The organism is Ammoniphilus resinae (genome assembly GCF_017873965.1).
Lineage (GTDB): Bacteria > Bacillota > Bacilli > Aneurinibacillales > RAOX-1 > Ammoniphilus_A > Ammoniphilus_A resinae.
Map to the genome: position 1 here is coordinate 1 of NZ_JAGGKT010000019.1, position 14,235 is coordinate 14,235.

Consider the following 14,235-nt stretch of genomic DNA (forward strand, 5'->3'; position numbering starts at 1 on the left):
GGTGGATTTCCCACCTCCCTTCTGGTCAAGATGCCCGTCAAATTAAGGTCATTTAAAACCGTCAATTTACGGGCATTATAGCGCGTCAGTAACAATACAGACAGCCATTGAACAAGCGAATTATCAATGGCTCATGTTCTATCCTTGTGTGTACCTATTCGGTATGTGGGACGCCTATCGTGATGCTGGAGGGGGCAAGGAACCATACTCTTTTCTTCCCTTTGTATTCTCAGCTTATTTTGGCACCATAGGGGTTATCTATTCCAATGCCCTGATGATTTTCGGGGTGCTTTTAGGACCCATTTGGCTCTCCATCTTGTTTTTAATTATCGGTGTAGGTGTTGGAGTAATTTTAAAAAGGTTATTATTAAATCGCATCCCTCAATAAAATGAAATTATTACCCTTTCTAGCCCAATCTTATCAACAAAAAGAGGAGCAGCCATGATGTGCCACTCCTCTACTATCAATCCCCCTAATCCTAAACATACGAATTCCGTCCCTCACAACCATAAACCAGGGGACCTCTATTTATTCGGTGGAGAATGGTCTCCGAAGAATTAAATCTTTCGCAGCCAGATTAAGTCGTTCTATTTTAGGGCTTGAAGAATTTTTTTCATATCGTACTTGCTTCACTTTGCTCCAGGACATGTAATCCTCCTTTGTTCCATATTTATAAATACCCATTGGATAATTACATCCACACAATCCGTGATCACCCATATTCTAGTTAGTAAATCATTCTAGAATTAATCAAGTCAGATGATCAACTCCTCTTACCATTTTACTATAAATTGTGCCTTGACTTCGCAAAGCTACATCAGCTTTAACTCATAGATGAGATCTGACCCCTAGTGCAACAGCGTTTCGCCGTTTGCGATCAGTACCCAAACTGTTTTAAACAGAGCCAGCGGTTTTCACTCCGTCTTTTATGCGTTAACTTACGATATAATGAATATCAGCTTATCACGAGGAGGTATCATATTTTGCACTATTTTGTGAACGAAACCATTATGTCTTTTGAGAATGCTCTGGCCTTAAAACCAAATGAAATCACAATTTTAGGGCATGTGAGGACGTATGAGTATATTGAGGGTGAACCAGCACCATATTTTGTTGAAATTAACTGCCTAGACAATAGAATTGTAGTGAGAAAAAATAGGATCATTGATTTTCCAGAGTACGAAATGGAGAAAGAAGAGACTTTTGAGAAGATTGATGCAGCAACGAACACGTTTCGTCAATGGATTTTGGAAATCTAGCTAGCAGGGACAGAGGGGAGCTTTTTAGTAGTATGGGAATTTTACTTCAAAATTCGGATAACCGCAGTCAATGAGAATCGTATCTCGTTCATCGCGAAGAATGACAGGAAAAATGATTTGTTTTTGTCCGTTATGTTCAAATTCGATCCTCAAGTACATGTATGATAGCATGGCTCCCCTCCGCTCTTCCATTTCTACATCTTATCATACTAAAAATCGGGTTTGTCCCTACCAGAACTTATTTAAACAGCCACATTTATTCTATTAGATGATCAAGCAGAATATGTAAGTTACCTATTTTCCATTTCCAAGCGGATTGACTTTATATCTTCGTTGATCAATGTCTGATCATTTCGTTCAATCCCTTCTAAAACTGTTGCAAGGTGGTCGGCAGTTACGAAAAAAGAAACTTTCTTCAGCTTGCGTTCAATATCGTCTACTCCTCTTAATTGCATAACATAGTATGCAATTTCTTCACCACAATCTTCAAAAATATAAGTATATTCGTAGCCCGGATCGGTGATTTGAAGGTCCCCAAAATCGATAATCCCTGTAAGGTTACGTTCCTTAGGATCAATTTCTATCACCTCTCTTGCTAATGTTTCGTTTAAGATTAATAATTCTATACCTTTACTTTTATAAGAAAAGAGAAGAGAAGACTGCCAAAGCAGCCTTGCGCAAATAGCAGTATATAATATGTTGACTTAACTTTCGTATTATTCATCAAGTTTTGTTGCTGTTAATGAAGGCTGTCTATATAGTGTCAGGCCTCCAGCACCAACTAAATCATATTTAACACTCAATCTATCATTCGGCTCCAACTCAAGTTGTATAGTTTTGCCTATGGTAGTCCTTACGTCTGATTGTATACCCTGCCCAGGCTGTATACCAGCGAAAACAATATTGTTAAATAATTCAAAATCACTTTCAAGTACTGGTGTATTCTCATTAATAAATAGCCTAAATATTACATTACTGGGTGGCGATGAAGCAAAAGCAGAACACTGGATAGTTACATTCATACTAATTTCATACACTCCACCAGTAAGTACAACAAGTTCATCATTTTCAAAATCTGCAGACGTTCTAAATAATGGACCATTGGTAGTAAAATCAACTCGTTGATTTTCTTGTCTTACATCTATTTCAATGAAATCTGGAGAAGGATTATAAAGTGATCCGTATGCCAAAGGCCTTGAATTTGGTCGAACTCCCATATTTACACCTCCCAATTGAAATCACAATCAGTTTATTATCGTTCTATTTACCATGTATCAGCATTTGCAGGAGGATCTTCGTGGAATTATGAAAAAGAGGAATTTATCGTAATCAAGGAAACTTATGTTCGACTTCGCAAAGCAACCACTTTTCGCTCAGAGGGGTCTGGCTCCTTTTCTGAAGTGAAGCGCGACAGCGGTTTGTAGGGTATACTATGTTAGTAAGCGACCATGCTAGAAAACATAGAATAAGCCCGTGGAATTGAATCCCGCAGGCTTTATATTTTGCCCATAGTTCCATCCTTTGATAAAATATGGATAAAAAAATGCCAAGGGTGGTGAGAGATGATGATCCATATCGGACTGACCGGGTGGGGTGACCATGATGATCTTTATCAGGAAGGAACTCCCAGTCGCAACAAACTGCGCATTTATAGCCGGCATTTTCCATTGGTTGAAGTTGACAGCTCTTTTTATGCCATCCAATCGCCAGGAAATTATCAAAAGTGGGCGGAGATGACCCCTGACGATTTTTCGTTTGTCATTAAGGCCTACCAGGGAATGACCGGACATCTGCGGGGAAAGCAGGCTTTTGCAAGCCGCGGTGAGATGTTCCAAACGTTCCTGGAATCCATTCAGCCGGTGATCCGGGCCGGGAAGCTTAAGGCTGTTCTGTTCCAATTTCCGCCCTGGTTTGAGTGCTCGAGGAAAAATGTCGATCTGCTCCGTGATGCGAAAGATCAAATGGGAGCGATTCCCGTCGCTTTGGAATTTCGCCATACGAGCTGGTTCTCCCCTGCCATGATGGATAGGACTTTAAAATTCATGGAAGAAGAAGGCTGGATCCACAGTATCTGCGATGAACCCCAAGCAGGTAACGGATCGGTTCCGACCGTCCTGCATTCAACACATCCGGACTATTGCCTTGTCCGCTTTCATGGGCGCAACGTTGGGGGCTGGTTGGACAAAGGAAATCCTCACTGGCGGGATGTCCGGTACTTGTACCGCTACAGTGAGGAAGAATTGCTGCAATGGAGCGAAAACATCCGGCATTTGCAGCAATCGAGCAAGGAAATTGGCCTCTTGTTCAACAACAATTCAGGTGGCGATGCCTGTGCCAATGCCAAGCAGATGATGCAGATCCTCGGCATTCGTTACGAATCCGGCGACAGAGAGCCTGAACAATTGGACCTTTTTGATCAGCTGGGAAATTGAAGCTTTTTCACCCTTGTAAACACCTTTCCCTCTCGCGTCTAAACGTCCATTTTCTTATTCACTTCAATCTTCCTTTGCCATGGCGTCCCTAAATACGGCAAAGCCCAGCGGTCAAGGCCATACCAACCAGCTACTTTCCATGCCAGCACAAGCCATGTAGCAAAGACGAAAAGGATCGGATTGGAGCTGACCGTCCCAGCAAGCAGGAACACCACGTTCATGAATCCCCCGAAGAAGGCAGCAATCCCCGTTAAACAGCCTAATATAAGCCCCAATCCCACAAGGACTTCTCCCCATGCCACCAAATAGGAGAATGAGCTAGCGTTTGGCAGCACGACATTTTCTAAGAAAAAGGCATACCATCCTTGGACATCCTTCCCTTCCGAAGCTTTTGCTAGTGCGCCTTGGACAAAACCTTCAATGGCTTTTCCAGCGCTCTCCCCTGTCCAAGCGTCTCCACTCACTTTTTTAACCCCAGCCGTTAACCAGGCATAGCCAACGTAAACTCGGATGACTAACCAGAATAATGCAGATCGCGTACTAGAAAATAATAAGGTTGATACCCGATTATCTGGAATGATAATTTCTTTGCTCACTTTTCATCCCTCATTTTTGGTAAATATCTAAGCCTTATGGTATTCAATACATAGTATTAAAGTCCCCTTAGGTTCAGTACGCCGTTTTTTCGGTAATTACCGAATCTCTGTCAGGACAGATGAGAGAGACATGACTATTTGAAACCTTTCCTTTTCCCTTCACGTCAGAATAAATAAGAACAATAAAGAGGTGGTTACTATGAAAAAAACAGCCATGAAATTAGTTGCTTTAGGGATGGTCATTGGTATTTTCGGAACAACAGGGGCGGTCCTCGCTACTTCTGCATTAACCTCAATTCAGGTTAGTTTGGACCCGATGCGTTTGCATGTAAACGGAGAACCCCTTCAAGGTCATGGGATCGACGATAAATCCGGGGAATTTTTCAATGGTAAGAAGCATGTTCCCACTACGATGATTTATGAAGGAACAACCTATGTTCCTGTTCGATTAGCCGCAGAATCTTTTGGCTACCAAGTGGACTGGGATAGGAATCATCGTGTGATTAACTTCCAAAACGAAAAGCAGCCTCCAAAGGGCATTGTAGCTGGCTCATTAGAATCGAGCATTTCGCATGAAACAAATGAAGATGGAAGTATCGATTTCACATTTGTTGTAAAGAATCAAACCGAACGCGAAATGACTTTGGCTTTTAATAGCGGGCAACGATTTGATTATGTCATTCGAAACTCAAAAGGTGAGGTGGTGAAAAGCTACGCGGCCGACAAACTTTTCATACAGGCATTAGGTGAAAAGGTCTTAAAACAAGGGGAAGAGTGGGTAATGACGGATAAGGTTGACACTTTGCCAAAGGGTGAATACACCATCGAATTTTGGATCACTTCAAACGAAGATCAAGCGAAACATAAGTACACCTTCACTGTGAAGTAATAAGGAAGAGCCGTCGCTTATCGCGATGGTTCTCCTCTACTCTCGATTGGGTGTCTTATACCGATAAAGGGAGTGATCCGCCCGGACCTTCCGAATGGCCAGTGAGACAGGCAGCCCACGTGCGACCCAGCGAAGTGCAGACAAGATGTTCGCTTCATCTTCAAATTGTTCCACAACAACAACTGTCTTTTCATTAATAAAACGTTGGAGTTGATCCCATCCCATAGAGGAATAGACGTCATTTCCATAGGTCTTAAGGTCAACGAAGTCAGGAAATTTGGGGTCTTTCATTTTCATTAGTCGATTGATGGCCTCGCGGCATTGTGGGTGAATATTTGGGTTAGAATTCATAAGATAGCTTATACTCCTTGATGGGAATAAAAAAAATTACGTTTAACTTTTCTTACTCCTAGTTTACCACATCGCTTTCGGGATTTTCGAACATGCCTTCAGATCTCGCTGAGGACCACCTAATGAAACACGAACAAGCTTTAGTGCGTCCTTAGTAGTGAAGAAGATTAATGAAGGAGTGATTGCATAACATGAGAAAATGGTTGTATATTCTAGTATTTGTCATATTGTATGGTCTGGTCACCTTCTTTGGTCTGGGCCCAGTTCTGTTAGCGGACGGCACATTTCCAGAACGATTGATGACGTTGGCACTGGTGATTGGAGTCTATGGAGTAATCACGTATATCTTTTGGCTCATATTAAAGCGACATAATAAATAAGGGGCATTTTTAGGAAAAGATAAAAAGGCCAGCAATCACAAAGTCCCGAAGAACTCTATGTTGCTGGTGTTACATCTTTGAAACTTGTTGAAGTTATGCACATCTAAATAGCAAAAATATGTAACCTATTTGAACTAAGGACGAAGTAAATTTGCTTGTTCTTGGCAATTTTACGTCACACCGTTTATTTCTTTCCATGTTGTCTATTCAATCCAATATCAGGGTCAACATAAACCCCATCAAATATGTCAATCCTGTTTCTTAGATGGTAATACCCATATTCTTCCCTAAAACTTCTTTCAATTCGACTTTCGAAGATTTCAACAACTTTATCAATTAAATCATCGGTTATATCATAATCCTTTACAATTTCCCTAACTTCCTTTGCGGGCACCAGCATATATCCAGCTTCTTTAATAGCCTCCATTTGTGAAGGGGTTAGTATTTCTAGTAAACGTGGATCGTCATAATTAGGCATAATCCCTCTCCTTTCGTGTTTTATCTTCATTATGCCTTATCAAAATTAAGAAAGATGTGACTATTATTACTCTTCCCGCTGCATGAGCACAATCAAGATCATCCACGTCGCCAAGTAGCCTTCATAATAACGTCACCAATGTTAATGCTCTGATTTACTGGCGTTTTTTGCGTGGTTACTGGCACTTTTCCAAACGTTACTGGCAATTTTTCGTCTTATCTGGATAATAGACAGTTGTTATGGGTCTCGGGAAGGAAAAATGAGGGGTATGTGTTTAGTGTATATATAAAAGGAATCAATATTCTTTTACTTTTTTATCTTTCCGCTTTTGTCATAGTCCCTCGAGGAAATTTAATAGCAAATTCAATAGATTAACTGGCGTTTTTATAGGGTTTACTGGCATTTTTCAGGTGTTTACTGGCATTTTTCAGGTGTTTACTGGCAAATATTTTAATGTGTCTGTAGGAATACGGTAGGAGGTACTGGGAATTCCCCCCTCGGACGGAAATTCTTAAGCAAATGAGAATAGATATTTATATTGGTTTGTCCCCCAGTCAATTCACAACTTCCAAACGGGGCTTATGAAGTTTAATCCTACCCCTGAAATGTTTGACAATGATCTTCATCGATCTTATGAAGTTCAATCCTACCCTTGAAATGTTTGACAATGATCTTCATCGGGCTTATGAAGTTCAATCCTACCCTTGAAATGTTTGACAATGATCTTCATCGAGCTTATGACGATGAACTTACAAGTGTTGTTTCCCCTTTTTACTCTTAGTAACCCCGTATACTTTCCATTCCGTATTAGAACATGCCATTCACTGGATTTTCAAAATTCTATTTTGCGTTCACATCAGGTTGATGTATGCCGAATATATTGCCTTCGGTGTCAATATAGTATCCTTGCCACGCCATTCCTGGCAGCGCATATTTTGGCATTGCAACCTTGCCGCCATTTTCAATAATTTTTGCTTCTGTTACATCGTAATTTTCCACTCCCATTGTACAAGCAAAGCCATTCAAAGCCTGGCCTGATTCTGGCGGAGCACTTTGCCGTTGCATCAGTGCACCATTGATCCCAGGTTCATTCTCATCGCCAGTCACTGCTCCAAAGTAAGGCATTCCTGCATACTCACTCCAATCTTGAAATGACCATCCGAATACCTCTCCATAAAACTTTTTTGCCCGTTCCATATCACTTACATGGATTTCGAAATGAACCAATCTTCCCATGACTACCTCCAAGTTATTTAGTGTAATTAACTATTACCATTTGTTACCTAGTATAATTGTTGCTTAATGATCATTTCAAGCAGGTAAGACAAGTATGTGTCTAAACAAAATGCAGTTCACCTTCAATTTAGCACGATCTCAAACTTATCCTCTTAACTCCACTATTTTATAAACCCCTTCACGAGGTCCAAAATACTTTACACTTTCAGACGCGACGAGGGTTGCTTTCTCCATTGCCGTACAGAACGGTAATCCTTCATGAAAACGATAGTAGCAAAAGGCACCATGTAAGACATCCCCAGCTGCCAAAGTATCAATAGCCTCTACTTTTGGGACATGGATCAAACCTTGATTGGCGTTTTCATACCAATAGGTATCGTTTTCACCGTCTGTAATGGCGATATTTTTTACATTGGTTTCTTGCAAAAAGGTTAATAGATCTCCTTCTGGTGGCCTGCAATTTACAGAAGCGATGACCTCATCAGCCAAAGCTAGGCATGTTGGAAAATGCGGTTTCCAGGATCCTGGGTCTAATACAATCTCTTTTCCGAGTTTTCTAGATTTCTTCAAAAAGTCAATGGTTACTTCTGGGAGATTGCAATCTGAAAAGCAAAAACTTGCTTCAGAGATGTACTTTTCATACCCTGTTTCTTCAGAAATGGAAAACTGCTGCTGTCCACTCCAAATCGTGCGAGTTGCCTTTTCTGTATTGACGAACACACTAGAAATACTAGGTAAAAGCTCAGATCCCTCTGCTAAATCGACGATATTAACCTGATACATCTCTAAAAACTCCGACTTCATGGCTTTGGCAATGGTGGTATCTCCAAGGCAAGTGACTATTGTTGCATCTCCACCTAAAATAGCATACGTGATCGCAGCATTTGCAGCAGGTCCACCAATAAAGGTTTGAAAATGATTTGTTTTACTTTTGAAGTTTTCTTGTGGAAAATCACTTTGGTAATAGGTAATGTCTAGATTTGTTAAACCCGCAAATATCCCCTTCACCCTATTCATTTTCTCCTCTACTCCATTCCTTGCCTATTTTTCTTACTCCTAGTTTACCACACCGGTTTTGGGAGATAATGGATGACAGTAAATAGAAATTTGGTGGACATCATGAAACACTTCTTTCAACTTACTGAACGAAATACGTCCTATAAACAGGAAACACTTGCGGGACTGACGACCTTTCTATCTATAGCCTATATATTAATTGTCAATCCACTCATTCTTAGCCAGTCGGGGATGGTAAAGGGAGCTGTATTTACCGCAACCGCATTAACAGCAATCATTGGTTCGCTCCTGATCGGCATACTCAGTAATTATCCCATTGCTATTGCTCCAAGTATGGGCCTTAATTCTTTTTTTACGTTTTCCGTATGTATTGGGATGGGAATCGCTTGGCCAGTTGCCTTAACAGGTGTTTTTGTCGCTAGTATCCTGTTTGTGTTATTAAGTTTATTGAAAATCCGAGAAAAAATTATTAATACCATTCCATCCGATTTAAAGCATGCCATTGCTTCCGGAATTGGATTTTTCATTGCCTTTATTGGCTTGAAAAACGCCGGAATCATCGTGTCCAACGAGGCTACCTATATTTCAATTGGAAACTTGCTATCCCCTTTAACGTGAAAAAGAACCCTGGATTGGGTTCTTTTATACTTTACCTTTTTTCCACTCTGCCATCCCAGTGGTGGGCGAATCTTCCGGCATTCCGTTCGTTTACCGGGTCATGGCGCCCCCACTGCCAGCCACCAAATTGGTTTCTTTGGAATTCTTCAAATGCGGCTTGAATTTCAACCTTTGAATTCATAACAAAGGGACCATATTGCGCGACTGGCTCGTTCATCGGTTCACCTTCGAGGAGTAAAAGAAAGCTTTCTTTTGCTCCGTTTGTGATTTCAACTTCTTGATCCCCCGCTAATTTTACCCGATGTGAGGTTAGAATCGTTTCATGATTGATTTGAATGGCATCTCCTTCATAAAAATAAAGATTACGATTCAACGTCTTCGATACGGCCGGCAAAGTGAAAACCGCCCCTGGCTCCATGCGAATATGCATAATCCCCACATGATTCTCTTTATCGTGGGCCCAAGAAGCGCTGTTTGGCTCCAGGCTCTCCACACCATTGACCTTCCCTGCGACTAACCGAACTGTCGTTGTTTTGCCGTTCGCAGCTTTTTGTTCGATGACAGGAATATCTTCCGCCCATAACATTTTATAATCGGGTACGGCTGATTTACTTTTGGCAGGTAGGTTCAGCCAAATTTGAAACAGTTCCAGCGGATTCGGCTTGTCTGAATTCACGAGTGGAAACATTTCCGTATGTTGACATCCACTGCCTGTCGTTAACCATTGGACATCTCCATTACCATAACGTCCATACGAACCTTTTGAATCAAAATGGTCAACGGCTCCTTCCAAAACAACGGTTACCGTTTCAAATCCTTTATGTGGATGGGCGGGAAAACCTGGTACGGATTCACCATGATACATCCGAAAACCGTCACGTCCTTCGAAATCTTGGCCTATGTTTCTACCCGCTAATAAGGCTGGATCCACTCCTTGTTCCTCATTTCCAGCAGGATAATGATCCTTATGATACATCGTCACTAAAAAGGGATCTTCCGCTTGCCATTGAAATCCTAATTTTTGAATGCCGAGAATTTTGCCATCAGCCATATGCTCACTCCGTTCTTTGCCTTTTTTCTTACTTATAGTTAGTTTACCACATTTATTTAGAAATTACGTTAACGATCCCTTGTAGGCTTTCTTTAATTCCATAAGATCGAATTTCTTCATTTTTAAAAATGCCTGCGTGACGCACGAAACTTGCTCCGGTGTGCCCTTGCTCAGCATCTCATCCAGCTCCCTCGGCACGATCTGCCAAGATACACCATACTTATCTTTCAACCAACCGCATTGCTCGGCTTCAGCAACCACAGACAGCTTTTCCCAGTAGTAATCGATCTCTTCTTGTGTGTCGCAGTTAACCATAAATGAGATCGCCTCGCTAAAACGGAACGAATGGTCCCTCGCGCTATCCATGGCTGCAAACCATTGATTTTCAAGCATGAACTCAGCGAACATGATGGTTCCTTCTTTGTCAGGTTCCATCCCTTCAGGATAGCGGGCAATCAGTCCCTGCTTTGCGTTCTTAAATACGGAGAGATAAAAATGAATCGCCTCTTGCGCTTTACCGCATTGTTCACCAACAAACAAAAACGACGGAATGATCGTGGGCCGCTCTTCTCCTTCTGGATTCGTAAGGATTAACTGCCACGACAACCCATATTTATCCTGAATCCAACCATACCTCTCACTGAACGGATACTGATCAAGCGGCATTAACACTGTACCACCTTCAGACAATTTGTTCCAAACCTCATTTAATTTTTCTTCTGCGTCTTTTTCCCGCGATGGGTCAAAATTAACCATGAAAGAGACCGACGGATTCAACTTAAAAAAAGGACCACCACTGATGGCCACAAACTGCTGCCCCCACAACTCAAAAGAAACGATATCGCTGTCGCCTGATGGTGTGTTGTGGAGTGTTGTGACATTCGTAATTTTTGCGTCTGGGAATATGGAAGCGTAAAACTCGGCTGCTTCCTTTGCCTCCTTGTCGTACCATAAATGGGAAACGATTTTTTGATTAGAATTTGGCATAGTCATCCTCCTGTTCCTTCTACTTCCATTTGCTACCAAGTATATCTGTTGCTTAATGAGCAATTCAAGCCGATAGTTAGAATATTATGCTTTTTTAATAGAAAACCGGCAGATTTGAGAATTCCCGCGTTTATTTTGCAGCGCAGGTCCTTTATATAGGCGGAATATACCCCTGCCAGTACCGGATGGATGGTCTCGCGAAAAATGACCGTAAATACTTTAAAAATGACCGTAAACCCTACAAAAACGATCGTATATACAGAGGATTGACTGGCTTTTAATAAAGTTCTTGTAAAAATCTCATTAGATTAAAGTGTGGTTGAAATCTTTTTAACAATAACCAACAGATACCCCTCACTCCCCTTTCAAATCCCACCTGAAACATGATTTTTGACAGTAATGATCCAAAAAATGACAGTAAAGGTGATAAAACCGACCATAAATGCATGGAAAACGACCGTAAACTTGAAAGGTCTATTCAGAAGGAAAATCAAACACCTATATTTGCCTATGCGAGTATCTTATTGTTGAAATGCTTAATGATACGGGGGGTCTTTGTGGGGTATTTTGTTAATGTAGAGCCTGGGGTCAATTTGTATGTCGAAGATATCAATCCCGGAGGCAGGAAGACGATTGTGTTTCTACATGGTTGGCCGTTAAGCCATAAACAGTTTGAGTATCAGTTTAATGTTCTTCCCTCCATGGGGTATCGTTGTATTGGTATTGACTGGAGAGGGTTCGGGATGTCGGATAAACCGATGAACGGCTACAATTTTGATCGATTGGCCGATGATATCCGAACAATAGTCGGTGTCCTTCAATTACACGACTTCACACTCGTTGGTCACTCCACAGGTGGGTCGATCGCGATTCGCTATCTGTCCCGCTATAATGGGTACGGAGTATCTAAGCTTGTTCTGATCGATGCGGCGGCTCCTATAGGTTTTACAGCAGAAACCGCTGACCGATTGCTTAATGAATCGTTAAATGACCGTCCTAAAATGATGCGGGATGTAACAGAAACCTTTTTCTTTCAGTATATATCAGGCCCGTTCTCAGACTGGTTTTTTCAATTGGGAATGCAGGCAGCAGGATGGTCGACTGCAGCAATCATTGTTACTCTAAGAGATGAGCAGTTATATGCAGATTTGCCAAAACTCTCTGTCCCTACTTTAATCGTTCACGGCATTCATGACAAAGTCATTCCATTTGTCCAAGCACAGGAACTCAATCAAAAAATAAGAAATTCACAGCTTGTCCCCTTTCAATACAGCGGACATGGTCTGTTCTGGGAAGAACATGAAAAGTTTAACCAGCTATTGCAGCAATTTATTGGTTGATCGTCTCATTGGATATCAAAGAGCTCAACGAAGCTCCCCAAAAATAAGCGGAGGAAATCCGCTTATTTTTAAAAAATGCTTGAAAAAGGCCAGAATAGACGGAGAAAATCAGGCTGTTGAGAAAGTGGTTTTAAGCAATCCAATTCTGCTTGTTCCAGGAGGAGCAATTTCGAATTAGATAAGTGAAATGAGTAAAACAGAGAGAATTTTCCTGTTGAGATTGCTTGGCTAGGTGCCGAGCAATCTTCTTTAGGTTTTGTGCCACTGCCGTCATAAGTGCTTGTTCCTGCGTCTTTTCTTTTCCCCGGAACCGGCAACGGCGAAGCCCGTGGAGTGTTTTAGCATCCGCAAAGCTTCGCTCTATAGTTTGGCAACGTAATTGGTATATGGCATTTCCGACCTCACTTTTGCGGTTTTGGACCACTTTTTCCTTGTACGTTTCCCATACATGGCGTTGAATAGTCCTTTGTTTATTCGCACTTGAGGTACATTGTTTTAAGAAAGGGCATTCCTTGCATACGTCCGAGTCCGACCGATACTCTTTATACCCCTGGCGGTTCGTTGTAGCGTAGGGTAGTGTTTGGCCGGCGGGGCAAGCATAGGCATCGTGTTCCTCGTCGTAAGTAAATTGGGATTTGGAAAACTTGCCTTCCGTGTCAGCGGCGTTGCGCTCTGCAATGACAGGGAAAAGGTTCATATCAAGGGTCCCTTTACAAATGTGAGGCGTCATGTAACCCGAGTCCAAAGCTACTGATTCCAAGGTCCCTGCGAAACCGAATCTTTCAATCTGACTCTTCAACCGTTCCAAATAAACAGTTGCATCGTTGACGTTACCGGGCGTCACGAATACATCCGTAATAATATTGAATTTGTGATCGACAGTACGATGATCCAAATAGAAAAAACCTTCAGGTTTTCCCTTCCGCTTCATAAATCCGCATTCAGGATCTGTCGTACTTTTTTTCAATTTCTTTTCTGTCGGTTCCTCCCCGGCTGGAGGTAAGGGCTTTTTTTCGTGTGCTTCACGATCCTCGTTCACTGCTTTTTCGAGTTCTTGCAAATACTCGTGCGGTTGATCTTTCACCACCTGCATAGTATAAGCATTTTTGTTGGCATTGGCCTGGATATGCGTGGAGTCTGAAATGAGGAGACGACCAGCCACCATATGATGGTGAATTGCTAAATGAACCACCTCATCAAAGATTTCCTCAAAGACGGTTGTACCTTTAAACCGGTTATTTCGATTCCAACTGATCGTTGAATGATCAGGTACAGGATCTGCAAAACTCAATCCTAAAAACCATCTGTACGCAGCATTCGGGATGATTTCTTGCTCCAACTGTCTTTCAGAGCGGATGCCATAGAGATATCCAATGAGCATCATTTTGAACAGTACAACCGGATCAAGTGAAGGTCTTCCTTTGGTTTCACTGTAGAAGGGACGCACTTTTTCTTTGATGAAGGAAAAGTCTACGTGTTCATTAATTAACCTAAGGAGGTGCTTCTCAGGAACTAATAACTCTATATCTACCAGTTCAAGTTGGCTCGTTTTAGATTGAGTAGAATTCGTGCGATTTAGCAAGATAGTCACGCCTTCCAG

At 41.7% G+C, this 14,235-nt stretch carries 15 protein-coding genes and 3 pseudogenes; 7 read left to right on the forward strand and 11 right to left on the reverse strand.

Annotation, left to right across the window (positions count from 1 at the left end; translation table 11 throughout):
- The first annotated feature begins 984 nt into the window (after positions 1-984).
- The gene (locus J2Z37_RS21000; RefSeq protein WP_209812284.1) at positions 985-1,260 is read left to right on the forward strand and encodes a hypothetical protein; all 276 of its coding nucleotides are present in this window, start codon (positions 985-987) and stop codon (positions 1,258-1,260) included.
- A gap of 48 nt (positions 1,261-1,308) precedes the next feature.
- Here the strand turns inward: J2Z37_RS21000 and J2Z37_RS21005 are convergent.
- From J2Z37_RS21005 to J2Z37_RS21015, 3 genes and pseudogenes are all read right to left on the reverse strand, one after another.
- Positions 1,309-1,431, reverse strand: a pseudogene (locus tag J2Z37_RS21005) (MBL fold metallo-hydrolase); the annotation flags it as partial.
- A 119-nt stretch (positions 1,432-1,550) separates the two neighbouring features.
- Complete coding sequence (locus J2Z37_RS21010) at positions 1,551-1,847, reverse strand: protein kinase family protein (RefSeq protein ID WP_209812286.1); 297 nt, start codon at positions 1,845-1,847, stop codon at positions 1,551-1,553.
- Between the two features lie 129 nt (positions 1,848-1,976).
- Positions 1,977-2,477, reverse strand: coding sequence for a hypothetical protein (locus tag J2Z37_RS21015; RefSeq protein WP_209812287.1), 501 nt, complete (start codon positions 2,475-2,477; stop codon positions 1,977-1,979).
- 15 nt (positions 2,478-2,492) lie between these two features.
- On the opposite strand from J2Z37_RS21015, the gene J2Z37_RS21020 reads away from it, so the two are divergent.
- Together J2Z37_RS21020 and J2Z37_RS21025 are read left to right on the forward strand one after the other, a co-directional pair.
- The gene (locus tag J2Z37_RS21020; protein ID WP_209812288.1) at positions 2,493-2,684 is read left to right on the forward strand and encodes a hypothetical protein; all 192 of its coding nucleotides are present in this window, start codon (positions 2,493-2,495) and stop codon (positions 2,682-2,684) included.
- 141 nt (positions 2,685-2,825) lie between these two features.
- Entirely contained in the window at positions 2,826-3,692 is an 867-nt protein-coding gene (locus tag J2Z37_RS21025; RefSeq protein WP_209812351.1) for a DUF72 domain-containing protein, read from the forward strand.
- Positions 3,693-3,730: 38 nt separating this feature from the next.
- On the opposite strand, the gene J2Z37_RS21030 is transcribed toward J2Z37_RS21025, so the two are convergent.
- Positions 3,731-4,288, reverse strand: coding sequence for a DoxX family protein (locus tag J2Z37_RS21030; RefSeq protein ID WP_209812289.1), 558 nt, complete (start codon positions 4,286-4,288; stop codon positions 3,731-3,733).
- A 199-nt stretch (positions 4,289-4,487) separates the two neighbouring features.
- Between J2Z37_RS21030 and J2Z37_RS21035 the strand changes: the two genes are divergently transcribed.
- Positions 4,488-5,177 carry a BsuPI-related putative proteinase inhibitor gene (locus J2Z37_RS21035; RefSeq protein ID WP_209812290.1) on the forward strand — a complete coding sequence of 230 codons (690 nt, stop codon included), beginning with the start codon at positions 4,488-4,490 and terminating at the stop codon, positions 5,175-5,177.
- A gap of 36 nt (positions 5,178-5,213) precedes the next feature.
- Here the strand turns inward: J2Z37_RS21035 and J2Z37_RS21040 are convergent, their stop codons facing one another.
- The gene (locus J2Z37_RS21040) at positions 5,214-5,528 is read right to left on the reverse strand and encodes a hypothetical protein (RefSeq protein WP_209812291.1); all 315 of its coding nucleotides are present in this window, start codon (positions 5,526-5,528) and stop codon (positions 5,214-5,216) included.
- Between the two features lie 191 nt (positions 5,529-5,719).
- Between J2Z37_RS21040 and J2Z37_RS21045 the strand changes: the two genes are divergently transcribed.
- Positions 5,720-5,908: a DUF6954 family protein gene (locus J2Z37_RS21045; RefSeq protein WP_209812292.1), complete on the forward strand. Its 189-nt coding sequence runs from the start codon at positions 5,720-5,722 to the stop codon at positions 5,906-5,908.
- A gap of 184 nt (positions 5,909-6,092) precedes the next feature.
- Here the strand turns inward: J2Z37_RS21045 and J2Z37_RS21050 are convergent, their stop codons facing one another.
- The 3 genes from J2Z37_RS21050 to J2Z37_RS21060 form a co-directional block, all read right to left on the reverse strand.
- Positions 6,093-6,386, reverse strand: coding sequence for a hypothetical protein (locus J2Z37_RS21050; RefSeq protein WP_209812293.1), 294 nt, complete (start codon positions 6,384-6,386; stop codon positions 6,093-6,095).
- A gap of 840 nt (positions 6,387-7,226) precedes the next feature.
- Positions 7,227-7,622, reverse strand: coding sequence for a VOC family protein (locus J2Z37_RS21055; RefSeq protein WP_209812294.1), 396 nt, complete (start codon positions 7,620-7,622; stop codon positions 7,227-7,229).
- Positions 7,623-7,766: 144 nt separating this feature from the next.
- Positions 7,767-8,630 carry a PfkB family carbohydrate kinase gene (locus J2Z37_RS21060; RefSeq protein WP_209812295.1) on the reverse strand — a complete coding sequence of 288 codons (864 nt, stop codon included), beginning with the start codon at positions 8,628-8,630 and terminating at the stop codon, positions 7,767-7,769.
- Positions 8,631-8,741: 111 nt separating this feature from the next.
- Here J2Z37_RS21060 and J2Z37_RS21065 point away from each other — a divergent pair.
- A pseudogene (locus J2Z37_RS21065) lies at positions 8,742-9,254 on the forward strand (solute carrier family 23 protein); the annotation flags it as partial.
- A 34-nt stretch (positions 9,255-9,288) separates the two neighbouring features.
- On the opposite strand, the gene J2Z37_RS21070 reads toward J2Z37_RS21065, so the two are convergent.
- On the reverse strand, positions 9,289-10,308 hold the full coding sequence (locus tag J2Z37_RS21070; RefSeq protein WP_209812296.1) for a pirin family protein: 1,020 nt from the start codon (positions 10,306-10,308) through the stop codon (positions 9,289-9,291).
- Positions 10,309-10,371: 63 nt separating this feature from the next.
- On the reverse strand, positions 10,372-11,295 hold the full coding sequence (locus tag J2Z37_RS21075) for a VOC family protein (protein ID WP_209812297.1): 924 nt from the start codon (positions 11,293-11,295) through the stop codon (positions 10,372-10,374).
- Between the two features lie 557 nt (positions 11,296-11,852).
- Between J2Z37_RS21075 and J2Z37_RS21080 the strand changes: the two genes are divergently transcribed.
- Positions 11,853-12,635 carry an alpha/beta fold hydrolase gene (locus tag J2Z37_RS21080; protein ID WP_209812298.1) on the forward strand — a complete coding sequence of 261 codons (783 nt, stop codon included), beginning with the start codon at positions 11,853-11,855 and terminating at the stop codon, positions 12,633-12,635.
- A gap of 220 nt (positions 12,636-12,855) precedes the next feature.
- Here the strand turns inward: J2Z37_RS21080 and J2Z37_RS21085 are convergent.
- Positions 12,856-14,217, reverse strand: a pseudogene (locus tag J2Z37_RS21085) (IS1182 family transposase); the annotation flags it as partial.
- Positions 14,218-14,235 lie beyond the last annotated feature (18 nt).

What these genes read in the sequence shown, in the direction of transcription:
- J2Z37_RS21015 (WP_209812287.1), bottom strand. Translation starts at nt 2,477, where the DNA reads ATGGGAGTTCGACCAAATTCAAGGCCTTTGGCATACGGATCACTTTAT.
- J2Z37_RS21025 (WP_209812351.1), top strand. Translation starts at nt 2,826, where the DNA reads ATGATCCATATCGGACTGACCGGGTGGGGTGACCATGATGATCTTTAT.
- J2Z37_RS21035 (WP_209812290.1), top strand. Translation starts at nt 4,488, where the DNA reads ATGAAAAAAACAGCCATGAAATTAGTTGCTTTAGGGATGGTCATTGGT.
- J2Z37_RS21040 (WP_209812291.1), bottom strand. Translation starts at nt 5,528, where the DNA reads ATGAATTCTAACCCAAATATTCACCCACAATGCCGCGAGGCCATCAAT.
- J2Z37_RS21045 (WP_209812292.1), top strand. Translation starts at nt 5,720, where the DNA reads ATGAGAAAATGGTTGTATATTCTAGTATTTGTCATATTGTATGGTCTG.
- J2Z37_RS21050 (WP_209812293.1), bottom strand. Translation starts at nt 6,386, where the DNA reads ATGCCTAATTATGACGATCCACGTTTACTAGAAATACTAACCCCTTCA.
- J2Z37_RS21055 (WP_209812294.1), bottom strand. Translation starts at nt 7,622, where the DNA reads ATGGGAAGATTGGTTCATTTCGAAATCCATGTAAGTGATATGGAACGG.
- J2Z37_RS21070 (WP_209812296.1), bottom strand. Translation starts at nt 10,308, where the DNA reads ATGGCTGATGGCAAAATTCTCGGCATTCAAAAATTAGGATTTCAATGG.
- J2Z37_RS21075 (WP_209812297.1), bottom strand. Translation starts at nt 11,295, where the DNA reads ATGCCAAATTCTAATCAAAAAATCGTTTCCCATTTATGGTACGACAAG.